This is a genomic window from Paenarthrobacter sp. NPDC058040, assembly GCF_042885775.1.
In the GTDB taxonomy this organism is placed as follows: Bacteria; Actinomycetota; Actinomycetes; order Actinomycetales; family Micrococcaceae; genus Arthrobacter.
Window position 1 is genome coordinate 61,621 of record NZ_JBHVRN010000004.1, and the last position, 21,012, is coordinate 82,632.

General features: G+C 64.8%; 21 protein-coding genes. 18 read left to right on the plus strand and 3 right to left on the minus strand.

What is annotated here, in order from left to right:
* The first annotated feature begins 111 nt into the window (after positions 1-111).
* From ACFVSJ_RS06510 to ACFVSJ_RS06580, 15 genes are all read left to right on the plus strand, one after another.
* A complete protein-coding gene (locus ACFVSJ_RS06510; RefSeq protein WP_387435296.1) occupies positions 112-1,512 on the plus strand; it encodes an L-serine ammonia-lyase in 1,401 nt (466 codons plus the stop codon).
* Positions 1,513-1,658: 146 nt separating this feature from the next.
* A complete protein-coding gene (gene lipA / locus ACFVSJ_RS06515; RefSeq protein ID WP_387435298.1) occupies positions 1,659-2,666 on the plus strand; it encodes a lipoyl synthase in 1,008 nt (335 codons plus the stop codon).
* 667 nt (positions 2,667-3,333) lie between these two features.
* On the plus strand, positions 3,334-3,789 hold the full coding sequence (locus ACFVSJ_RS06520) for a hypothetical protein (RefSeq protein WP_387435299.1): 456 nt from the start codon (positions 3,334-3,336) through the stop codon (positions 3,787-3,789).
* Between the two features lie 85 nt (positions 3,790-3,874).
* Positions 3,875-4,720 (plus strand): hypothetical protein, encoded by an 846-nt coding sequence (locus tag ACFVSJ_RS06525; RefSeq protein WP_387435301.1) that lies wholly within the window; start codon positions 3,875-3,877, stop codon positions 4,718-4,720.
* 1 nt (position 4,721) lies between these two features.
* Positions 4,722-5,267 carry a hypothetical protein gene (locus ACFVSJ_RS06530; protein ID WP_387435303.1) on the plus strand — a complete coding sequence of 182 codons (546 nt, stop codon included), beginning with the start codon at positions 4,722-4,724 and terminating at the stop codon, positions 5,265-5,267.
* A complete protein-coding gene (locus ACFVSJ_RS06535; protein ID WP_387435304.1) occupies positions 5,264-6,520 on the plus strand; it encodes a hypothetical protein in 1,257 nt (418 codons plus the stop codon). Before ACFVSJ_RS06530 ends, ACFVSJ_RS06535 begins: the two co-directional genes overlap by 4 nt.
* A gap of 326 nt (positions 6,521-6,846) precedes the next feature.
* Positions 6,847-7,899: an FUSC family protein gene (locus tag ACFVSJ_RS06540; protein WP_387435305.1), complete on the plus strand. Its 1,053-nt coding sequence runs from the start codon at positions 6,847-6,849 to the stop codon at positions 7,897-7,899.
* Between the two features lie 158 nt (positions 7,900-8,057).
* Complete coding sequence (locus ACFVSJ_RS06545) at positions 8,058-8,567, plus strand: MarR family winged helix-turn-helix transcriptional regulator (RefSeq protein ID WP_387435307.1); 510 nt, start codon at positions 8,058-8,060, stop codon at positions 8,565-8,567.
* A gap of 54 nt (positions 8,568-8,621) precedes the next feature.
* Positions 8,622-9,041, plus strand: coding sequence for a hypothetical protein (locus tag ACFVSJ_RS06550; RefSeq protein ID WP_387435309.1), 420 nt, complete (start codon positions 8,622-8,624; stop codon positions 9,039-9,041).
* On the plus strand, positions 9,038-9,973 hold the full coding sequence (locus ACFVSJ_RS06555) for a serine/threonine-protein kinase (RefSeq protein WP_387435310.1): 936 nt from the start codon (positions 9,038-9,040) through the stop codon (positions 9,971-9,973). Before ACFVSJ_RS06550 ends, ACFVSJ_RS06555 begins: the two co-directional genes overlap by 4 nt.
* 66 nt (positions 9,974-10,039) lie before the next feature.
* Positions 10,040-10,300, plus strand: coding sequence for a GlsB/YeaQ/YmgE family stress response membrane protein (locus ACFVSJ_RS06560; RefSeq protein WP_387435312.1), 261 nt, complete (start codon positions 10,040-10,042; stop codon positions 10,298-10,300).
* A gap of 166 nt (positions 10,301-10,466) precedes the next feature.
* Positions 10,467-11,756 (plus strand): hypothetical protein, encoded by a 1,290-nt coding sequence (locus tag ACFVSJ_RS06565; protein WP_387435313.1) that lies wholly within the window; start codon positions 10,467-10,469, stop codon positions 11,754-11,756.
* A 178-nt stretch (positions 11,757-11,934) separates the two neighbouring features.
* On the plus strand, positions 11,935-12,540 hold the full coding sequence (locus ACFVSJ_RS06570; protein WP_387435314.1) for a TasA family protein: 606 nt from the start codon (positions 11,935-11,937) through the stop codon (positions 12,538-12,540).
* Between the two features lie 372 nt (positions 12,541-12,912).
* Positions 12,913-13,530 carry a signal peptidase I gene (locus ACFVSJ_RS06575; RefSeq protein ID WP_387435678.1) on the plus strand — a complete coding sequence of 206 codons (618 nt, stop codon included), beginning with the start codon at positions 12,913-12,915 and terminating at the stop codon, positions 13,528-13,530.
* Positions 13,523-14,002 (plus strand): Hpt domain-containing protein, encoded by a 480-nt coding sequence (locus ACFVSJ_RS06580; protein ID WP_387435315.1) that lies wholly within the window; start codon positions 13,523-13,525, stop codon positions 14,000-14,002. Before ACFVSJ_RS06575 ends, ACFVSJ_RS06580 begins: the two co-directional genes overlap by 8 nt.
* Before the next feature lie 67 nt (positions 14,003-14,069).
* On the opposite strand, the gene ACFVSJ_RS06585 is transcribed toward ACFVSJ_RS06580, so the two are convergent.
* On the minus strand, positions 14,070-15,341 hold the full coding sequence (locus ACFVSJ_RS06585; RefSeq protein WP_387435317.1) for an MFS transporter: 1,272 nt from the start codon (positions 15,339-15,341) through the stop codon (positions 14,070-14,072).
* A gap of 147 nt (positions 15,342-15,488) precedes the next feature.
* Here ACFVSJ_RS06585 and ACFVSJ_RS06590 point away from each other — a divergent pair, with 147 nt between their 5' ends.
* Both ACFVSJ_RS06590 and ACFVSJ_RS06595 read left to right on the plus strand, forming a co-directional pair.
* Positions 15,489-16,229, plus strand: a complete 741-nt coding sequence (locus tag ACFVSJ_RS06590; RefSeq protein WP_387435319.1) for an IclR family transcriptional regulator — start codon at positions 15,489-15,491, stop codon at positions 16,227-16,229.
* A 111-nt stretch (positions 16,230-16,340) separates the two neighbouring features.
* Positions 16,341-17,528, plus strand: coding sequence for a 4-hydroxybenzoate 3-monooxygenase (locus ACFVSJ_RS06595; RefSeq protein WP_387435321.1), 1,188 nt, complete (start codon positions 16,341-16,343; stop codon positions 17,526-17,528).
* Between the two features lie 216 nt (positions 17,529-17,744).
* Here ACFVSJ_RS06595 and ACFVSJ_RS06600 read toward each other — a convergent pair whose 3' ends face one another.
* Together ACFVSJ_RS06600 and ACFVSJ_RS06605 are read right to left on the minus strand one after the other, a co-directional pair.
* Positions 17,745-19,583, minus strand: a complete 1,839-nt coding sequence (locus ACFVSJ_RS06600) for a DUF222 domain-containing protein (RefSeq protein WP_387435323.1) — start codon at positions 19,581-19,583, stop codon at positions 17,745-17,747.
* A gap of 62 nt (positions 19,584-19,645) precedes the next feature.
* Positions 19,646-20,512 carry a class II glutamine amidotransferase gene (locus ACFVSJ_RS06605; protein WP_387435324.1) on the minus strand — a complete coding sequence of 289 codons (867 nt, stop codon included), beginning with the start codon at positions 20,510-20,512 and terminating at the stop codon, positions 19,646-19,648.
* A 186-nt stretch (positions 20,513-20,698) separates the two neighbouring features.
* Here ACFVSJ_RS06605 and ACFVSJ_RS06610 point away from each other — a divergent pair, with 186 nt between their 5' ends.
* Positions 20,699-20,905, plus strand: coding sequence for a hypothetical protein (locus tag ACFVSJ_RS06610; protein ID WP_387435326.1), 207 nt, complete (start codon positions 20,699-20,701; stop codon positions 20,903-20,905).
* The last annotated feature ends 107 nt before the right edge of the window (positions 20,906-21,012 follow it).

A 21,012-nucleotide genomic window follows, 5' to 3' on the forward strand; every position in this document is an offset into this window, starting at 1 on the left:
ACTGGGACCTCCACGGGGGCTGGGCCGCCTTGGCTCGGGATTTGGCCCGGCCCCCACCTTCTTGCTTTTCTCCCTCTGCTTTTTTCCTTCAACCCCGAGAGGATCCCGGCCATGGCTGTTGGTGTTTTCGATCTGTTCTCTGTGGGCATCGGCCCGTCAAGCTCTCATACTGTGGGGCCGATGCGTGCCGGGGCCGTGTTCGCCCGGGAACTCAAGGAGTCCGGGGTCCTGGGCTCGGTGGCTTCGTTGCGCGTTGACCTGTATGGGTCCTTGGCTGCGACAGGTAAGGGGCACGGCACTTTCACGGCGACCTTGCTGGGTTTGGAGGGCTACGAGCCTGAGCTGATCCTGCCCGACGAGGTTGCAGAACGCCTGGCTTCGATCACGGACACGGGCAAGCTCAACCTCGCCGGGGACGTGCTCCTGGAGTACTCCGTTGAGGATATGGTGTTGCATCCGTTGACGGTGTTGCCGCGGCATACGAATGGGATGAAGTTTGCTGTGTCTGATGCTGAGGGGAACGTGTTGCGGGAGGCGACGTTTTTCTCGGTGGGTGGTGGGTTCATTGTCCGGGAGGGTGAGGAGTCCGCGGCGCGGGCTGAGTTGGAGGAGTCCAAGGCGGAGTTGCCGTTGCCGTTTCGGACGGCGGCGGAGTTGTTGGGCCGGTGCTCGTCGAAGGGCTTGGGGATTTCCGAGATCATGTTGATCAATGAGCGGGCGTCCCGGTCTGAGGAGGAGATCCGGGAGGGTTTGCTGCATATCTGGGCGGTGATGGAGGCCTGTGTTGAGACCAGTTTGAAGCGTGAGGGTGTGCTGCCGGGTGGGTTGCGGGTCCGTCGTCGTGCGCCGGATTGGTTGGAGCGGTTGTTGAAGGAGGACAAGGACCGGAATGATCCGAAGTATTGGCAGGAGTGGGTGAACCTGATCGCCCTGGCGGTCAATGAGGAGAACGCGTCCGGTGGCCGGGTGGTGACGGCTCCGACGAATGGTGCGGCGGGGATCATTCCGGCGGTTTTGTATTACGCGTTGCATTATGCGCCGGGGATGGATCAGGCGTCCCAGGCTGATCGGGATGATGTGGTGGTGCGGTTCTTGTTGGCTGCTGGTGCGGTGGGTGTGTTGTATAAGGAGCAGGCCTCGATTTCCGGTGCTGAGGTGGGGTGTCAGGGTGAGGTGGGGTCTGCGTCGTCGATGGCTGCTGCGGGGTTGGCTGAGGTGATGGGTGGTTCTCCGGCGCAGGTGGAGAACGCGGCGGAGATCGCGATGGAGCACAACCTGGGTTTGACGTGTGATCCGATTGGTGGGTTGGTGCAGATTCCGTGTATTGAGCGGAACGCGATTGCTGCGGCGAAGGCGATCAACGCGGCGAAGATGGCGTTGTGGGGTGATGGGACGCATCGGGTGTCCCTTGATGAGGTGATCGTGACGATGCGTGAGACGGGCAAGGACATGTCCCATAAGTACAAGGAAACCGCGATGGGCGGCCTCGCCGTCAACGTCGTCGAATGCTGAATACCTGAACTCCAGCAAAGCTTGTGCGGCCCGCTCTGCGCCCTGAAGCGTATGCGAAGCGCGCAGAGCAGGCCCCGCAACGCAGGAAGTCTGCCCCCAACCCACCGCCCGGAACTAAATTGACACCCACGAACGAAGGAAATCCCATGACCCTGGCACCTGAAGGCCGCAAGATGCTGCGTATTGAGCAGCGCAATTCGGCTGTCCCTGTTGAGCGTAAGCCTGAGTGGATCAAGGCGAAGGTCCAGATGGGTCCTGAGTTCGTTGGGTTGAAGAACCTGGTGAAGAAGGAAGGCCTGCACACGGTGTGTGAGGAGGCCGGGTGCCCGAACATCTTCGAGTGCTGGGAAGACAAGGAAGCGACGTTCCTGATCGGCGGGTCCGAATGTACCCGGCGGTGTGATTTCTGCCAGATCGATACCGGCAAGCCCTCCCCGCTGGACCGGTTCGAACCCACCAAGGTGGCCCGGTCCGTGCAGGCCATGCAGTTGCGCTACGCCACCGTGACCGGTGTGGCCCGCGACGACCTCGAGGACGAGGGCGTGTGGCTGTACGCCGAAACGGTCCGCAAGATCCACGAACTGAACCCCGGCACCGGGGTGGAGCTGCTGATCCCGGACTTCTCCGGCAAACCCGAACACATCGCCGCGATCTGCGACTCCAAGCCCGAGGTGTTCGCGCACAACGTCGAGACCGTGCCCCGGATTTTCAAGCGGATCCGGCCCGCGTTCCGGTATGAACGCTCCCTCGATGTCATCACCCAGGGCCGGGACCTGGGCATGGTGACCAAATCCAACCTGATCCTGGGCATGGGCGAGACCCGCGAGGAAATCTCCGAAGCCTTGCGTGACCTGCACGCTGCCGGGTGTGACCTGATCACGATCACCCAGTACCTGCGCCCGTCCGAACGGCACCTGCCCGTGGACCGGTGGGTCAAGCCCCAGGAGTTCGTGGACCTCCAGCACGAGGCCGAGGAGATCGGCTTCCTCGGCGTCATGTCCGGACCCCTGGTCCGGTCCTCCTACCGCGCCGGACGGCTCTGGGCCACCGCGATGCGCAAAAAGGGCTGGGACATCCCCGAAGCCCTCGCCCACATCGAGTCCTCCGGCACCACCCGCCAAGAAGCCTCCACCATCCTCGCTGCCCACAGCTAGAAGGACGCCACATGCTCCCCGCCCGCGTTGAGGACTCCTTCAACTCCCTCGAGGTACTCGCGGCCTAGGGGCCACCCTCGGGATTTGGCGCGCAACAACAACAAAGAAGCACGACGCCGGTCCGGTCACCTCGCGAGGCGAGCGGACCGCCGTCGTATTCCAGCACCGCGAACCCCGCGCAGGGCCGTGTCACACAACGATTCCGTTCGAACGCCAGCGCAGTTTTTGCTCAAGACAGGCACAAAGTTCGCGCAGTGCGCCCGGGAAGGCCAGTGCGGCCAGAGCAAGACCCCCAAAATTCGAGTACAAAGCAAAGTATCCTGACCATCGCTTGGAAAGGGCGCTTCCTGGCTACCCGTGCAAGGGCTCAAACCCCTGTGCTGGTGCGGGGTAACGCTCCACGACGAGGACCTCCGCGCACCGCGGGATCGCCATGCGGGGTACACGAAACCAAGTAGTCGGAATCTCCAAAACTGAGTACTTGCCTGCCGAATGGAAGTATTTCCGACCCCTTGTTCGAGAGGAAAAGTGGGGTACATCCGAGAGTAGCCACGGGCCTTGGACTGGCTGAAACATTGGGGGCATCGCTTCATCCGAACAACAACGATCGGATGCTGGGGGTTGCGACGCGGCTCCCTGGACCGTGAATCAACCAAGGAGCCTTATCATGCGCAAGCTTTCCAAGAAGAGCCGTATCACTGCTGCCGTCGCAGGTGTGGCACTCGTCGCCGTCGGTGGCGGCGCCGCCTACGCCTACTGGACCACCACTGGTTCCGGCAACGGCTCAGCCACGAACTCGACCGGCGGCGGAACCGTGACCCTGCACGCCACGTTTGCCGGTGGCCTCGCACCGGGCAACCAGGTCAACGTTGCCTACACGGCTGACAACTCCACCACGTCCAGCACGGTGGTGGGTGATCTGACCGCCAGCGTTGCCACTGACGTTCCTGCGTGCCTCCCGGCCTGGTTCGAGGTCACGGCCGTAACGTCGAACACCAACGTGGCAGCCAACTCCACCGGCACGTCCGTGGGTAGCGGTGTCCTCAAGTTCAACGACAGCAGCACCGTCAACCAAGACGCCTGCAAGTCCGCCAACGTGACCGTCAACGTCACCAGCAAGTAGCGCGCGACGGCCGGGGCTGCCCTGAGACAGAGCAGCCCCGGCCGGCGTTTCCATGCCCCGCCGCATCCGTTCGAAAAGAGCTTCCATGGAACAGCAGCCTGAACGCCCCGCACTGCCAAAGCGGCAGGCGCGGCTCCGTGCACTGATGTTTACCCTGCTGGTGGCCTTGGTCCCGACCGTGGTCCTCGGCGCGAGCGGCGCATCGATGGCAGGGCAAGGGAGCTCCACCAAGGTGGCCAAAGGCATCACGGTGACGTTGTCGCCGTCGAGCCGCAGTGTCGAGCAGGGGTTGTCCACGAGCTACACCGTCGCCGCGACATCCACCGGCGGCTTCACCGGTCCGGTGACGTTCGCCATCGCGGGGCTGCCGTCGGGAGCGACGGCCGCGTTGTCGCCGTCGTCCGTCAATCTCACGTCCGGCGGAACGGCGCAGGTGACCTTGACGGTCAACACCGCCCCAGCAACACCGGCCGGGAAGGTCGACTTCACCATCACAGGGAGCGGCGCCGGCGTCCAGACGACGGCGCAAGCGCAGTTGCAGGTCCAGGAAGTCAAGCGGACGTTCGGCGTCACGGGCACTGTGGCCGGGCAGCTTGCGCCCGGAGTGACCAGGCCCTTGGACCTCCAGATCTCCAACACCCTCGGAAAGAGCATCACGGTGACCAATCTGTCGGTCGCGATTAGTCAAGTGGTCCGCACTCCCGCGGCGGTAGCGGCGAAGCTGCCGTGCACCACGGACGACTATGCGCTGACCCAGTTCAGTGGAACCAGCCCGCTGACAGTCCCGGCGGGAAACAGCTCGCTGTCCGGGCTCGGAGTTCCGCAGAGCAAGTGGCCGCAGGTGAAGATGCTGGACACCCTCTTGCTGCAGGACGGTTGCAAGGGCGCCACCCTCCAACTCAGCTACTCCGGCATGGGACAGGGAAACTGACATGAACACCACACGCCACGTCCTCCGTTCGCAGAACGTCCGGCCCACGCAACCCGGCAGGTTCGCGCGTACCGCGGCTGCCACGGTTGCGCTGAGCATCCTGGGCGGCGTCGGATCCGCATACGCCTACTGGACGGCTACCGGCCTGGGTGGCGGCACGTCAGCCAACGGCAGCATGCAGACGGTGACCGTCGATGCCCTTGTTGCCGGAGACACCCCGCAAACAAGCCTCGTACCCGGCGGGACGGCCGACGTCGTCCTCCGCGCCACCAACCCCAACCCGCACGCCGTGACCGTGTACGGCGTGACCGGCAACGGGGCCGTGACCGCCGACGCCGGACACTCCGGCTGCACCACCACCGGCGTCAGTTTCACGCCGCCCGCCGCGCCCTTGGTCCAGCCCGGGACCGGCCAGCCCGTGACCATCCCGGCCAACACCTCCATCCTGCTGACGCTCCAAGGCGCGGCGAGTATGAGCGCGGCATCGGTTTCCGCTTGCCAAGGCGCTATTTTCACCGTCCCCGTCACGCTGGAGGTACGGAAGTGAGCAAGCATCTTCAGGCAACGGGAGTGAGCATGGGCCGTTGGAATCGCTTGGTTGTGGTTGTGCTGGGCATTCTGCTGGTGTCCTGGGGCGGTCCCGCTGCCAGTGCCTTCTGGAGCTCGGTCAGCAGCAACGGAGCTGCAGCCAAGGCAGACGCGGTGGCCCAAGGCGCCAAGCCAACCACCAGCGTCTCCGGCGCCAACGTGACGGTCACCTGGGCGGCAAGTACGACGGCGGCAGGCAGGTCCGTGACCGGCTACAGCATTGCGCGGTACGCCTCCGCGACCGGGGGTACCCGGGTGGCGGCGACGGGCGCGTGCTCAGGAACCCTGACGGCCTTGAGCTGCGTGGAAAGCAATGCTCCCGCCGGAACCTGGTACTACACGGTCACTCCACTGCTGTCTTTGTGGCAGGGCACGGAAAGCCTCCGGAGCGCAGGAACAACCCCCATCACGGACACCACTCCGCCCGACGCGCCCAAGGTGACGGCACCCGCCGTCGTGAACTCCGCAAACGTTGCCAGTGTTCCGGTGAGCGGAACGGCTGAGGCTGGGTCGTCGCTGGCCCTGACGGTAAGTGGGACCGGTGCCCAGCCGATCATCCAAACAGTGACCGTCAACGGCTCAGGCAACTGGACGGCGGCAGCGTTGGATCTGCGTGCGTTCACCGACGGAACCATCAACTATTCGGCCAAGGCCACCGATGCTGCGGGCAACACGAGTGTCGCGGGAACAGCGTCGTCCTCGAAGGATTCCACGGCTCCAACAGTCAGCAATGTCCAGTTGGCCAACGGTTCCGGTGGCGTCGCGGGCAAGATCGAGAAGGGCGACTCGATGACGATTACGTTCTCCGAGGCCCTGAACGCCAGCACCCTGTGCAGTTCGTGGACCAGCAACACGGGCAACCAGACAATCAACGGCAACGGCCAGGTGACCGTGAGCGTCAGTGCCGGCGACGTCCTCACGGTGACGAGCAGCGTCTGCACTCTTAATCTGGGGAGCGTCGCTCTTGGTGCCGACTACGCGTCGACGGCCATGACGTTCAGTGGCAACGGCAGCGGCGGCAATGCCTCGAGCCTCGTCTGGAACCCGACGGCGAAGACACTGACCGTCACGTTGGGCGCCAGTTCCGGCTCGGCCAACACGGGACCGTTTGCAGCTGCTGCGGCCACGCTCACCCCAGTCTCCGTACTCACCGACATCGCAGGCAACCCGTTGGCTACCACCCCGGTTGCCGGCACCGCCTCCCGATTCTAGACTCCGGAGCTTGTGTCCAGGCGACCCACCCTGGTTGCCCTTCCTCGGACGGGACCTGTACACAAGCTCCGGGCCCATGATCTGTGCTTGCCGAGCTCACGGCTTGCTCCTGCGAGAAGCTTGCTGCGAACCGCGAGCTTCGATCGCCTCCTCGCGGCGGCACTGAAGGACTGAATCCACTGTTTCGGCTGCACCCAAACACCCGTGATTAGGCGCACTATCCGGCCATAAACCCGGGGTGGCCAGCCAACGCGGGCGTAATATTCGAAGCGGACGCCAGTGCCGCCGTCGTGCGTTTGATCCTGCGACGAAAGGCGAGCCGCCCCTTGAAGGCTGTAGCGGAAATGTTCACGATGGGTCCCGGAAACAAGGACCACCACCCTGCCCTCCGCTGCGCTGTTGGTGTGTTCGTTCCATTGATTACGTTGTTGCTCATGGGCCGCCTGGATCTTGCGGTGTTTGCCTCGTTCGGCGCGTTCACGGGGATTTACGGACGGAACGAGCCCCACAGCCTCCGGTTCCGCAGCCAGCTCCGGGCGGGCGGCTTCATGCTGCTGGTGATCCTCCTCGCGACGTTGACGGCGCGGGTGGCCCAGTCGCTCGGTATCGACGGGGCGGCCTATTCCTGGTTCCTCACTGCTGCGACCACCGTGGTCGCAGGCCTGTGCTCCGTGGTTGTTGCGGCGTGGCGGCTGCGCCCGGGTGGCTCGCTCTTTCACATCTTCGCCTTCGCTGCGATCGCGTCCATTGCCGCCCAGCCGCCACTCTGGGAAGCGATGTTGGTGGCGGTGCTGACCACAGTGTTGTGCTTGCTGATCGGGATGTCTGCCCGCGTCGCCAAAAGCCACCGCACGCCGTGGAAGCGCCCGCCGCGCATCCGGCACACGCCGCTGGAACGGCGCGCATTCTGGCTGGAAGGCGGCGGGTACCTCGTTGCCGCCGGGCTGGCCGGAACCATTGCGACGCTCGTGGGCGAGCGGCTCGGTTTCGGGCACACGTATTGGGCGATGGTCGCCGCCGTGGTTCCGCTCGTAGGCCACTCCACCCGGCACCGCGTCAGCCGCGGCATCCAAAGAATCGCGGGCACCGTGATCGGCCTTGTGTTGCTGGCCGGCATCCTGTGGCTCAATCCTGCCCCGTGGGCCATGGTCCTGGTGATCGCTGCTTGCCAGTTCGGTGCCGAGCTTTTCATCGCGCGGCAGTACCTCGTGGCGCAGGTCTTCGTGACGCCGCTCGCCCTGTTCGCGACTTTGCTTGCGGCCCCCGTCGACCCCGGGCTGCTGCTTCGCGACCGCATTGTCGAGACGGTGATCGGTGCCGCCGTCGGCGTCGCCGTCGTGGTGGCGCCGGCCGCATGGCGCCGCGTGCGTCCCAGCTGAGGCGCGACCCCGCCGAAGTTGCGGCGCTGCCAGTCTGGCGCACTGCAAAGCACGACGCCGGACGTCCCGCCTCGGTTTGGAAGGTTGCCGACTCCGTACCGCTCGCTATGATGAAAGAACTTAGACAAACAAGTTACTCGTCTAACGAAGGATTTTTCATGACTGCGAGTGTCGTCAAGGAAGGGTATTGGTACGGGCGGGAGAGTGCTGCGGTCGACGTCCTGAATGCGCTGCGGGACTATCGCAGCGCCGAGGCAGCCATGCGGCGGCGCACGGGCTCGTCCATGGGGATGGGTGAAACCGACCTTCTCGCGTTGCGGTATCTGCTGGAAAATGAGCGGGTCGGCAGGGATGTGGGGCCGAAGGAATTGGCGACCCGCTTGGGTATTACTTCCGCTTCGATGACCAGCCTGGTGGACCGGCTGGTCAAGTCGGGCTACGTTGTTCGCGAACCCCACCCCACGGACAGGCGCGCCCTGGTGCTGCGCCCCACGGAGGGTTCGGACCAGGAGGTCCGTAAGACGCTTAGCGGCATGCACCGGCGGATGCTTGAGGTGGCGTCGTCCTTGAGTCGAGGCGAATCGCTGGTTGTGGTTGATTTCCTGCGCCGCATCCGGGAAGCAATCGAGGATGTTGACCCAGATGACGGCCCAACTGGACAGAATTGATAAGTACACATATAACTAGATAGTCAAGCTACTTACCAAGGTGTGGGAGAGACAATGACTGTCGTAGTGAGGGAGCCGGCTCCCGCGGATGAGCCGCTTCGCGGGACTGGTCACGTGCACCAGGGAGAGGTCTGCCAGGGCGTATCAGCCGTCGCCGGACCCACGCACTGTGGCTCCAGCATGGCGATCTCCTCGGGGCCGGGAAGTGCCGCGATGCAGTGGACCTCTGTTGAGCCGATCTGGCCGGAGTGGTCCTGCGGATGCGGATTCCGGATGGACATCGATGCCACGGACCCAGTCAGTGCTGTCTGGGTAGCGGCACAGCGTTGGCAGAGCCTGGAACACGAACTCGCCGTCGCAAGGAACACTTTCCAGTTGGCGTTCACAAAGGCCGTTGACAGCGGACTCGAACGCGATGCGCTGGCCCGGGCGGTAGGAGTTGTTCCGGCCGACGTTGAGGCACTCCTCCAGTGACCTCGCTCGTCACGCCTCCCGGCCCCGCTGGGGCGGGAACACCGCCGTCGAACCTGCATCACGAAGCGATGGGTTCGGAAGCGGCGGCTCGGGCCACAGGCGACAGCCTGCTGCTCGGCGGGCGCTATCGGCTGGGGCGTTGGCTCGGCGGCGGATCGGAAGCCCAGGTGCACCAAGCCTGGGATGAGCGAACCGGTACGTTGCTCGCGGCCAAGATCTTCCGCGGGGCAGAGCCCCAAGACGGCAGTATCTTCTACTCGCAGCCGGGCACATCCACTGCCTTCCAGCGGGAACTGGACATCCACAGGCGCTTGCGGCACCGGAACATCGTCCGGCTCCGGGGTTCCGGCGGGCTTTCCGCGGACGGGCGCGTCCGGGACTTTGTGGTGATGGATCTGGTGGACGGCCGGGACCTGCGGTCGGTCCTTCGCGAGGCTCCCGCCGGCCCGCTCCTGACCGTCGCTTGGATGAGCGATGTTGCCAGGGCGCTCGCCTACGTCCATCGCCGAGGCATTGTGCATAATGACGTGAAGCCGGGGAACATCCTGGTTGCCGGAGCGGCGGGGCCGGGCCGGGCGATGCTGACCGACTTCGGCATCGCAATCAGTCCGGGCCACGCTCCGCGCAGTTCGTCTTCGGGGACGCCCCACTATATGAGTCCCGAAGCTGTCCGGGGCGAAACGCCTACCCCGGCAAGCGATATCTACGCCCTGGGACTGGTGACCCTTGAGTGCCTCACGGGCACCAAGGCGTTCCCGGGGCCCCCGCTCGAGTCCATGGTGGCGAGGACATTGAGCGAACCACGGGTTCCCGGCACGGTCCGGCGGCGCTGGTCCATGGTGTTGCACGCCATGACAGACCCCGACCCTGCCGGCAGGCCCTCAGCCAGCCAGATTGTCGGAATGTTCCGGCGACTCCGCTGGCGGGCATGAAATCAAGGCCCGTGTTGGCGCTGACCGGCGACCAACAAGGGCCACCGCACTAGAGAAAGAAGAAAAATGGGATTCTTCGGTTGGATCATCCTGGGCCTCATCGCCGGCGCCATCGCCAAGGCCATCAAGCCTGGCAAGCAGGGCGGCGGCATCCTCGCCACGATGCTGCTCGGCATCGTCGGCGCGATCCTGGGTGGCTGGATCGGCAGCGCACTCTTCAATGTGGGCATCAACCAGTTCTGGTCGCTGTCCACGTGGCTGCTGGCCATCGGCGGCGCCCTGATCGTGCTGATCATCTGGGGACTGCTGACCCGCAAGAGGGCCTAAGCACCTGAATGCCGGAGGGCCCCGACCACCTGCGACTGGATCGCAGGAAGGTCGGGGTCCTTCCGTTTGCGGTCACAATCGGGTGGAATCCACGGCGTTGTGCCGCTGGTTCGACGCCCGGTTACGCTGCTCGGTGACACCACCCCCACGGACGCCGGGACAAGCAATGACGCTCACCTCAGCACCAACCACGGCCCGGCCGGCCAAGGCAAAGCGGCGGCTCGAACGCTCCGCGGCAGGCACGGCACTTGGCGCCTTCGGAATGGCTGCCATCATCGGCGTCTTCGCTGCCGGACTCCACGTGCTTGCCCAACAGTCGCCCCGTAGTGGACCAGTCTTCGCGGGGTGGCCTGAGTCCGTTGACGGCTCGGCGTTGGCTGCCGTTCGGTGGCTCCTTGGCGATATGGCCGAACCGCTGTTCTACAAGTCGGAACTCGCTGCGATGGGGCTGCTCGGTGGTGCGGGACTCGCGTGGTGGGCTGGCCGGCGTCGCCAACGCTGGGCGGGAGGATTGAGCTACGGCACTGGACTCTGGCCATGGATCCTTGCGTCCGCCTCCGGCAGCCTCTTGCTTTCCAACGCGGCTTTCGGGTGGATGCTCGACGACGGATGGCAGCCTACGTTCGTCCCTTTCGTTTGCGTGGCGCCCGCCGTGGTTTTGGTCCACGGCGGCGGCTGGAAGACGTGCGTATCCGGCGCGGTGCTGGGAGCGGCAACCACTACGCCGCTCGCTTTGCTCTTGATCCCAATGGTTTCGGAGCCGCTGGGTTTGCCGTCCGTCGTGGCCAATGTGCTGGCCATGTCTCTTGGCACAGTGGTCTCGTTCATGATCATCCGGAGGCTGCCCTGGTTGGTGGGCGGTGGCGTGTCGGGCGGTGGCGTGTCGACTCCCATCCCGACGCTCCGCGAACCCGCGACACCGGAACCGGAACCCTCCGGAAGACCCAACCAGCCGGCGTCGTTCGTCTCCCCACGCTGGTCCTTCCGCGGTGACGCGGTGTGGGCGGCGGGCCGCGTCCTCAAGGACTTCACGGAAACGTTCTTCGTCGCCAACGAACTCGCCAGCGTAGGCGTGATCCTTGGGGTGGCAACGGCGTTTGTGTTGAATCCTGGGCTGCCCGCCTACGGGTCCGGGTTGCTGCCGCACATCCTTTTTGCCCAAGCGCTCGCGTCAGCTGCCGGCGTGGTGCTGTGGCGGTGCTGGTTCCGGAACGACGGCTGGGCAGCGACTTATGCGCCGGTGGTTTCCGTGGCTCCGGCGGCAGTGCTGGCGTTCGGTGGGTCCTGGACTGCGATCCTCGGTGGCGCCTTCCTCGGAGCGCTCCTGACGCCGCCGGTTGCCCGCTACATCTCGGCGAGGCTACCGGCCGGCTTCCATCCCGTGATCGGCAATACGGCGGCAATGGCCGTTTCGACGGCGGCCGTCTTGCCCGTACTCGGGCTGCTGCCGCACTGACACGGAACCTCGCGAGTGGCCCTGATCTCTTGAGGGTTTCCTGAGGAACAGTTGATGGATTGCAGGATGGGTTCTTGAGGTGTGGCCGTCAGAGTATTTCTTGTCAGCCGGAAAGGCTGGAAACAAGAGAACGGCCGTCCGGGGAAACGGTGGCCACTTTGAAAGGACACTGATTCACATGGCCATCAGCCTCAAGACCACTTCCGGCAAGATCCTCGCTTCCGTTGCCCTGGTAGGCACCGCGGCCGCCGTCGCCGGGATGGGCACCTACGGTGCGTTCACCTCCTCCACCTCCGCTTCCCAGGCCGTGACCGCCGGGACGGTCACCATCGCCCTGGGTACCGGGGCTTCGAACACCCTGAACGTCCCGGTCGCGGGCCTGTTGCCCGGTGACAAGGTGGAAAAGCTCGTCACGCTCTCCAACACGGGCAACTCGGACCTGAACAACGTCACCCTGACCACCTCCGCTGGCGCCACCGGCTCGCTGTTGACCACCGATACCGTCAATGGTTTGCAGTTGACCATCGAGAACTGCTCGGTTCCGTGGACCGGTGCCGCAGCCCCGTTCACGTGCGGCGGGACCAAGACCACCGTGCTGGCCTCGGCCCCGGTGATCACCGCGAACAAGGTCCTGAACAACCTGACCTCCCTGACCTCGGCCAAGACCGACAACCTCAAGGTCACCACCGCATTCCCGACCACCGCGGACAACACCTTCCAAGGCGCCACCTCCACCATCGCCTTCTCCTTCACCGGCACCCAGCGCACCGAAACCGTCAAGTAGCACCTGGCGATTTCGGGCAACCCGACTCCGGAGGTCCGGCCTGTTTGCCCTTCCGGCCGGGCCTCCGGTTCCACAGACCCCGACGGGCCTGGTCAGGCTTCCCCCCTTCCTGATCAGGCCCGCCGGATAATCCTGAGCCAGACTTGAGGATTTCCAGCAGGAAAGCCTGAGCCGGGCCACCCAGACTCTTAACCAGACGTTGAACAACACCGCGGAAGGAACGCACGGATCATGAGCGCACTGACCAGCATCAACACCCCCGCCCTGCATGGCCGGCGTTCCGCCGCCAAGCCGGCCCAGTCCGCCGAGTCCGGCTCCCTCAAGGCCACCGCTGTGAAGCAGCCCGCAGCGGTACTCAAGCCAGCGGCAGCGATGTCACCAGCCGCCGTCGTGGTTTCCACGGACGCAGCCGCGACGCCGGGTGCGGCTCGCCGCATCGCGGGCAGGACGTTCAAGATCATCGGCGCCGGCATGCTGGTCCTCGCTGCCCTGGCTTTTGTCTTCCTCGCGATCGGACCGCGCCTGCTCGGCTACCAGACGTCCACCATGCTCACGGGCTCGATGGCTCCGCTGATCAACCCCGGTGACGTCGTCGTAACCGTTCCGACACCGGTCAAGGACATCAGGGTGGGCGACATCATCACCTACCACATCCCCGTGGAGGACCAGCGGGTGGAGACCCACCGCATCACCGAGATCACCACTACCGCTGATGGCGGCGTGGCTGTTCAGACCAAGGGTGACGCGAACAATGGGATCGACCCCTGGATCGCCACGCTGCAGGGCCAGACTGTGGACAAGCAAGTTGCCACCATCCCCTACGTGGGCAATGCGATCCGTGCCCTGCGCGAACCGATCGTCCTCAACGTCCTGATGTACGGTGCTCCGGCCATCTTGGTCATCGGAATGCTCGCGTCCATCTGGAGCAAGGATCCTGCCAAGGCTTCCTCCCAGGAGACGGCAGCAGTGCAGGCGGTCAGCGGTGAGTGACCCGACGGGCCGCACGGCCCCTGCCCCCGAAAGTCCTGACGGGCCCGGCAACGAAGCCCACGTCACGGCTGGCCCCGCGCTCGAACTTCCATCCCTGGAAGTCCGCACATTGCGGGCCCTCGCCGAAGAACTGGGCGACTCCAAGCCAGTACTGCGGCTGCTGTCCACCTACCTGACGATGTTGCCGAGCCGTATCCTGCGGATCTCGCGGGGCCTGGTTGAAAACGATGCCGACGCCAGCATGGAAGCCGTCCTAAGCCTCAAGATCTCCTCGGCCATGGTGGGAGCGCGCGAGACTGAAAACCAATGCCGGGCCATGGAGCACATGATCCGGGAAGACCACATCGACTACGCCGTCCAAGCCCTTCCCGCGCTCCAGCAGTACACAGAGCGCTGCGTCGCCGCCCGGCCCCAGTTGCTGGGACGGGCCCGGGAAACCCTCGGTCGGGAATCTTTGGACTGCGACCTGTAAAAGCCACAGGCCCCGTGAACCTCTCTGGGAATTGGTTCGCGGGGCCTGTCAGTCTCCGTGCCGGCGGTTACCGTTCTCCCGCCGGCACGGTTGCTTCGTTGGCCTGGATTTTGTGCGGCACCAAGGTCAGCGCGGCGACGGCAAGCACTCCGGCGGCGGCGAATACGTAGAAGCCTGCGGGGTACACGATGTTCGCCGCTACCAACGTTCCCGTCACGGCAGGGCCCAGGATCGCACCCAAGCGGCCTACTCCGGCAGCAAAGCCCAGGGCGGTGCCGCGGAGGTTGGCCGGGAACAGTTGGCTGACCCACGCATAAACCAGCACCTGCGAGCTGAAGACGAAGACGCCGGTGACGAACACGGCGGCGTTGAGCAGGAATTCGCTCTGGATCTTCACGCTGAGCAGGGCAAGGAACACGGCGGACAAGCCGAACCACAGCAGCACGATCTTCTTTGTTCCGTGCCGGTCGGCCAGTATTCCGGCGAGCACCAGCCCGGCCACCGCGCCGACATTGAGAACCAGCAGCAATGTCAATCCGGTGCTCACGGTGTAACCGGCCGCGGCCATGATCTGGGGAAGCCAGGTGTTCAGTCCGTACACCAGCAGCAGGCCCATGAACGACGCCACGCCAATTCCCACGGCCACCAGCGGATACGGCTTCTGGAGCAGGTCGCGGAACCCGGTCTTCGGTGCGGCTTCCGTATTGCGTACGACGGCGGCGGCCGGCTCTGCGGCGCTGCCCACCTTCGCCGGGGCTGCCACGGGCAGGGACTCGGGAAGCTTGGCCCAAAGGAAGGGCAAGAGCGCCAGTCCTGCAACGCCGCCGATGATGAACATAAGCCGCCAGTTGGGGATGATCAAGAGTGCCAATGAGGATGTTGCGACAGCACCCACGTGGTAACCGGTCATGGTGCGGGTGGTGGACTTTCCTGCCGAACCGGCGGGGGCGTAGTCGTTCATGTAGGCCAAGGCGGCGGGCAGGCATGCGCCGAGGCCCAGCCCGGCCAGCAGCCGGAAGGCCGAGAACACGGCCACGTTCGGCGCGAAAGCCACGGCAATGGTGAAGATCGAGAACCCGGCCACGCAAGCGATCAGCAATTTGCGCCGGCCGAGTTTGTCGGAGAGCGGTGCAATGAAGAGCGCACCGAGGCCCACGCCAACCAGGGAGATTGTCGCCGCGAACGTAGCTCCGACGGCGTCGAACCCCAGATCTCCGGTCTTGATGAGGGTCGGGATGACGGTGCCGAGGACCACGAGGTCAAAGCCGTCAAGGACCATGGCGAGCCAGCAAAGCCACACAGGCCATTGCGAGCGTTGGGAAGATGACATCGTTGGCATAGCGTCCTCGGTACTTCTTGGATGGAACCCGACCATCAGAACGGTCGGTTGGTATGAGATTTGTATCACCGCTCCTTGTAACCGGGCACACGTTCTACCATTGAATGGAACGATGATGTTGGTGTCGGCGCAGCAAAGGAGCTCATGATGGCCAATTCGGCATCCGGTGATTCGGTGGTGGACCGCGTGGTCCGGGTCATCGAGGCGTTCCCTGCGGGCGTTACCTCCCTTCAACTGACTGAATTGGCTGAGCGGGCAGGGCTGCCTCTTTCGTCTGCGCACCGGTTGGTTCGCCAACTCGCGCACCACGGGCTCTTGGACCTGGGGGCAGGTGGAACTGTCCGGCTCGGGTTACGGCTGTGGGAGCTCGTGAACAGGAACTCACCCACCCTGGCCTTGCGACAAGCGGCCATGCCCTTCATGGAAGACATCCAGCAAGTCCTCAACCAGAACGTCAACCTGGCTGTCCTTGATGGGTGGGAAGCGCTCTTCGTGGAAAGGCTCTCGCGGAGGGGATCGGTGGCCAACCGGGCCCAAATCGCCGGGCGCATGCCCGTGCATATTTCATCGGCAGGGTTGGCCCTCATGTCCCACCAGCCCCGCGAGCTGCAGGGGGAGTACCTTCAGCAGTTCCGGGACCCCGCCGGAAAAGTGAGCGTCGACATCGTACGCCACCTGCTGGCCGAATCCGCGCAGCAGGGCTATGCGCAACTCGCGGGCGTGGTGGATCCTGATACGTGGGGCATCGCCGTTCCGGTGGCCAATGCGAAGAGGCGCACCGTAGCGGCGCTTGGCGTGGTGGTTCCCCTTGCGGAGATGCGCCTCCAGGCGCTCGTCCCGGCCCTACAGACAGCCGCGCGGGGAATAGGCCGGCAACTCTCGGATTGAGTCGCTCCTTCCGTTGAATGGAATTGCTGTAACGCCAGTCACTTGCACCGGGTCACACTGGGTCGAGACTCATCCCGAACCCTGCGGGACCGCAACGAAGCGAGGAAAACCATGGCACGCACACCCATTAGCACCCAAGTGGCCATTATGGGCGCCGGCCCCGCCGGGCTCATGTTGTCCCACCTGCTCGCGAAGCAAGGGATCGAGTCCGTGGTGGTGGAGATCCGCAGCCGCCAGGCCATCCAGGAAACCGTCCGCGCCGGCATCCTCGAGCACGGTACGGTGAACCTCCTGGTCGATTCGGGTGTCTCCGACCGGGTGCTGCGTGAAGGCGACCGCCACGACGGCATCGAGCTCCGCTTCAACGGAGAAAGCCACCGCATCAACTTCAAGGAACTCGTTGGTGAGTCCGTATGGCTCTACCCGCAGACGGATGTCTTCATGGACCTCGCGGCGCGACGCGAAGCCGACGGCGGCGACGTCCGCTACGAGGTCACCGACACCACGGTTCACGACCTCGAAGGCAAACCCAAGGTCTGGTTCACCGACGCTGATGGCCAGGAGTTCGAGATTACGGCCGACTTCCTGGTCGGAGCCGACGGGTCACGCAGCCACTGCCGCTTCCAGATCCCCGAAGCCCACCGCAAGTGGTTCTTCCACGAGTACCCGTTTGCCTGGTTCGGAATCCTGGCAGAGGCCCCGCACAGTGCCGACGAGCTCATCTACGCCAACTCAGAGCACGGCTTTGCCCTGATCTCACAGCGCACCGAAACCGTACAGCGGATGTACTTCCAGTGCGATCCCAAGGAAAACGTGGCCGAGTGGGACGACGAGCGCATCTGGTCCGAGTTCCGCAAGCGCGTCAATGGTAACGGGTTTGAGCTCAAGGAAGGTCCCGTCCTGGAAAAGATGGTGCTCCCGTTCCGAAGCTTCGTGCACACTCCGATGCGCCACGGAAACCTCTTCCTGGCCGGCGACGCCGCGCACACCGTCCCGCCGACTGGAGCCAAGGGACTCAACCTGGCCGTCCACGACGTCAAGGTGCTCTTTGAAGGCCTGGACTCTTTCTACTCCACCGGGTCCACCCTTCTGCTGGACTCGTACAGCGACCGCGCGCTGGACCGGGTCTGGAAGGCTCAGCACTTTTCCTATTGGATGACCTCCATGCTGCACACCGTGCCCGGCGCCGACGACTTCGACCGGGCCCGCCAACTTGGCGAACTTCATTCTGTTGTGTCGTCCGAGCACGCGAAGGCCTACCTGGCGGAGTCCTACACCGGGTGGCCGACGTCCCGGTAGGGAAAGTGGTTGTGTTCATGGCTGCTCCTCTTTCTTGATTGGCGGAGTGGTTGCTTGGAAGCGTCCGACGGCGGTAACCCGCTGGCGGGCGCTTCTTTCGTTGGTTGGCACGTTGGCAGGTTGGCACGTTGGCAGGTTGGCCGATTGGTCCAGGGCCGGCCGGGCTGGTGTGTTCCCGGACGTGGCCGGGCCAGGCTCAATCCCATGAGCGCCGGGTCAGGCGGGTGCTTGGGGTTGGTGTGGTGTGTGGTGGTGGTTTTTTCTGGGTGTTTGGGTGGGGTCGATGTGTGGGGGTGGGGTGTACCAGGGGGTGCCGTTGTGGATGGTGATTTTCCATTGTTCTTTGTGGATGAGGTGGTGGTGGTGTGAGCAGAGGAGGGCGGCGTTGTTGGTGCTGGTGGGTCCGCCTTGTGACCAGTAGGTGATGTGATGGGCTTCGCACCAGGGTGCGGGCATGGTGCAGTCGGGGAAGGTGCAGCCTTGGTCGCGGGCGTTGAGGGCTTTGCGGATGTGGGGTGGGAAGATCCGGCTGGTGCGGCCGATGTCGAGGATTTGTCCGTCGGTGCCGAGCAGGACGGGCAGGATGTCGGCGTCGCAGGCGATTTTGCGGATGGTTTCGGGGTGGATGGGGCCGGTGAAGGTGCCGGTTCCGGTGCTCAGGGGTGGCGTGGTGGGTGTTTGGCTGGTTCCTGTGCCTGGGTTGGTGCCTGGGGGTTGGAGTGTGGTGTAGAGGTCTTGGGCGCTGATGGTGACGGTGAGCTGTGGTTTGAGGCCGCCGTTGGCGGGGAGTTTGCCTGTTTTGAGGGCCAGTGCGCAGCCGCCGACGAGGCCGTCGAGGAGTTTCTGGGCCCGGGAGCGGCGGTCCAGTTCGGGGATCCAGATGGTGCTCTGTGTTGCGTCTGGGTTGGTGGTGAGGCGGGGGTTGGTGGCGGTGTTCATGAGGGTGGTGAGGGTTTCGTATTGTTCGTCGGTGGCGAAGATTTCGATGTGGTGGAGTCCGCGTCGGGGTTTGCGGATGAAGGCGCCTTGGAGGGTGCGGAGTTCTTCTTCGGTGGGTTCGGGTCCGTCGTGGTCGATGCGGTCGTTCCAGCGGCGGGCCAGTTTGGTGATGAAGTCGGGGTCGGTTTCGGTGGCGGCGTGGGTGAGGGCGTGTTCCATGGCGGTGAGGGTGTGGGGGTGGGCGATGAGGGCGGCGCGGTCCAGGGCGGTGGTGATGATGGTTGCTGAGGGGGAGGGCACCATGGTGGTGGCGAGTGCGGTGGCGAGGTGTTCGTAGCGTGGGGGTGTGGGTTCTCCGGTGAGGGTGGTGCCGGGCAGCAGGGTGGTGGCTTGGGCGATGCGGCGTCGTGCTTCGCGGATGCCGATCCGGAGCCGGGCGCGGAGGAACTGGGCGGCGTCGCGGAATCCGTCATCAAGGACTGAGGCCGGGCGGGCTGCTGTGGTGTTTCCTGTCGGCTCGTTTTCTATCGGCCCGGTTTCGGTCCAGCCTGTCCGCCATGTTGCGGCCGCGTCGGCCCCGGAGTCCTCGGCCCGGGAGTCCTTGGCCCGGGAGGGTGCGGCGTGTTTGGCTTCCTCGCGGGTCCGTTCGACGGCGTGCGCGGCGACGATTTGGAGGTATTCAAGGCCCCGGGAGAGTTCCTCGACCCGACCGGCGAAATCCGCCGCATCCCAGATATTGAACATCCGGGCTGCCGGAGCCGAGGCGTGCCGCAAGGCCCCCAGCACTACAGCGGCGTCTTCCAGGGCCGATTCAATTTCCTCGTTGAGGTGGCCGCTGGTGGTTCCAGAGGCGCCGTGACGACGGGGACCGGCGTCGTTCCCCAGGGCGTGGGCGGCCGTCTCATTCGATGCCGCGCCGGGAGTGTGTGTACCGGGGAGGGTTTCCTGCACCGCGTCCACGTCCAGCAGCAGCCCAGCGGACCGCGACGGCTCCCCGGAACCGGCACCCGCCGTCGTCGTCCCCGGAACGATTCCCGAATCGATCCGCGGACCCGCGGCAGGCACAGGCCCGGACGCATCCGTCCGTGACCCTGAAACCTTCCCGCTGACTCCCATAAACCAACCCTGACACCACCCTCGATGCCCGTAACCAGCCCACAAGCCCTATGTGGAAAACCTCAAGGACGTTGTGACTCCGCAGCTGTCGCATCGAGGTCCGCGAGCGTGAGCTGATGCGCCGGAAGTTCCGGGAACGGAAAGGTGGACGTCACCGTGAGGTCGGGCCCAACGTGCACCAATTCGCCTGATTCCAGGGGCCGCCAGCCGGGGTTGCGATCCATCGGTTCAGTTGCGAAGAGGACATGGGGCGAGCGGGCGAGTTCCGTGCTTCGCGAATGGATCCGTTTGCTTCGGGCGTCCAAGGGAGCCGCGGGAGCCGGTGCGACGGGGTCCCGGCGGAGTGTGTAAAGCTCGTGCGTCGCCGGGTATCGCAAGGCCCAAATGTCCGTTGCCGTGGTCAGGAGGAAGTTGAGGCTGAACACCGGCAGTTCCGCCGCGATCCAGCTGACTGCGCGGGCTATTCCGGCCGGAACGTCGCCGCCGAGTTGCCGTACTTCCGCGGTGATGAGTGCGAAGAGCCGTTCACTGTCGGTCTGGCCATGCACCAGGTCCATGATCCCCAGCGAGCGCAGTCGAACGTCGAGCGCCTCCAGGCCGGAAAACGCACCATTGTGGGCAAACAGCCGTCCGTCCTGCTCGAACGGGTGCGTGTTGACTGCTGTGAGTGCTCCCGTGCTGGCGTAGCGGACGTGGGCAAGGAACGTGGTGCTCTTGAGCACCCGGGCGTCGCGGGCGAACTCGTGGTCCTCCCAGGCCGCGAGGGGTCGTTTGGCGACTTTTGGCTGGCCGTCAGGCTCGAAGATCCCTATCCCGGCACCGTCCGGTTCCCGCCTGCTCTGGACGGACAGGCTGTCCGGCGCGTCCAGGAGCCAGAACGTCGCCCGCACCGGAGCGGAACCCGCATGGAGGCCAAAGAGTCGGCACATGTCAGCACCTTACGTGGAACGTGTCAGTGGTGGAACGTCTGGTAAACCCGGTGCGGACAACGATCTGTTGGGGCATCGGTGGAATCGCGCATCCAGGGCCCACGCTACCGGCGGACGACGCGCCACCCATCCGCCGCCCAAGACCCACGGGTATCGCATCGCCGCCATGAATGGGACGATTTTCCTATGGGCCAAGACCACAATGAGAAGGCCGCAGCCTCAGGGGACAACCGGCAGTGGCAGGATACCGACGCCGCTTCGCCCACCACCCAGCAAATGCGCACAGTCGGCCAGCGCCGGCGCGAGGCCGAGCGGAAGCTGGACCAGCACCTGGAGGAGGCCAAGCAAAAAGCCGAGGCTCCTGACCCCGACGACCAGAAGACAGAGAGCTGACCGCGGCAAGAGCACGACGGCGGCACTCTCGCCAGGGCAGGCACGCCCCCGACGGCGGCTGCTCACCTTTCAGGCACGCGCCCGACGGCGGCACTCGCCACGGCCTG

Coding starts and splice junctions, on each gene's coding strand:
- ACFVSJ_RS06520 (WP_387435299.1), top strand. CDS start 3,334: ATGCGCAAGCTTTCCAAGAAGAGCCGTATCACTGCTGCCGTCGCAGGT.
- ACFVSJ_RS06510 (WP_387435296.1), top strand. CDS start 112: ATGGCTGTTGGTGTTTTCGATCTGTTCTCTGTGGGCATCGGCCCGTCA.
- ACFVSJ_RS06610 (WP_387435326.1), top strand. CDS start 20,699: ATGGGCCAAGACCACAATGAGAAGGCCGCAGCCTCAGGGGACAACCGG.
- ACFVSJ_RS06605 (WP_387435324.1), bottom strand. CDS start 20,512: ATGTGCCGACTCTTTGGCCTCCATGCGGGTTCCGCTCCGGTGCGGGCG.
- ACFVSJ_RS06525 (WP_387435301.1), top strand. CDS start 3,875: ATGGAACAGCAGCCTGAACGCCCCGCACTGCCAAAGCGGCAGGCGCGG.
- ACFVSJ_RS06570 (WP_387435314.1), top strand. CDS start 11,935: ATGGCCATCAGCCTCAAGACCACTTCCGGCAAGATCCTCGCTTCCGTT.
- ACFVSJ_RS06600 (WP_387435323.1), bottom strand. CDS start 19,583: ATGGGAGTCAGCGGGAAGGTTTCAGGGTCACGGACGGATGCGTCCGGG.
- ACFVSJ_RS06560 (WP_387435312.1), top strand. CDS start 10,040: ATGGGATTCTTCGGTTGGATCATCCTGGGCCTCATCGCCGGCGCCATC.
- ACFVSJ_RS06550 (WP_387435309.1), top strand. CDS start 8,622: ATGACTGTCGTAGTGAGGGAGCCGGCTCCCGCGGATGAGCCGCTTCGC.
- lipA (WP_387435298.1), top strand. CDS start 1,659: ATGACCCTGGCACCTGAAGGCCGCAAGATGCTGCGTATTGAGCAGCGC.
- ACFVSJ_RS06585 (WP_387435317.1), bottom strand. CDS start 15,341: ATGCCAACGATGTCATCTTCCCAACGCTCGCAATGGCCTGTGTGGCTT.
- ACFVSJ_RS06590 (WP_387435319.1), top strand. CDS start 15,489: ATGGCCAATTCGGCATCCGGTGATTCGGTGGTGGACCGCGTGGTCCGG.
- ACFVSJ_RS06545 (WP_387435307.1), top strand. CDS start 8,058: ATGACTGCGAGTGTCGTCAAGGAAGGGTATTGGTACGGGCGGGAGAGT.
- ACFVSJ_RS06565 (WP_387435313.1), top strand. CDS start 10,467: ATGACGCTCACCTCAGCACCAACCACGGCCCGGCCGGCCAAGGCAAAG.
- ACFVSJ_RS06595 (WP_387435321.1), top strand. CDS start 16,341: ATGGCACGCACACCCATTAGCACCCAAGTGGCCATTATGGGCGCCGGC.
- ACFVSJ_RS06575 (WP_387435678.1), top strand. CDS start 12,913: ATGTCACCAGCCGCCGTCGTGGTTTCCACGGACGCAGCCGCGACGCCG.
- ACFVSJ_RS06530 (WP_387435303.1), top strand. CDS start 4,722: ATGAACACCACACGCCACGTCCTCCGTTCGCAGAACGTCCGGCCCACG.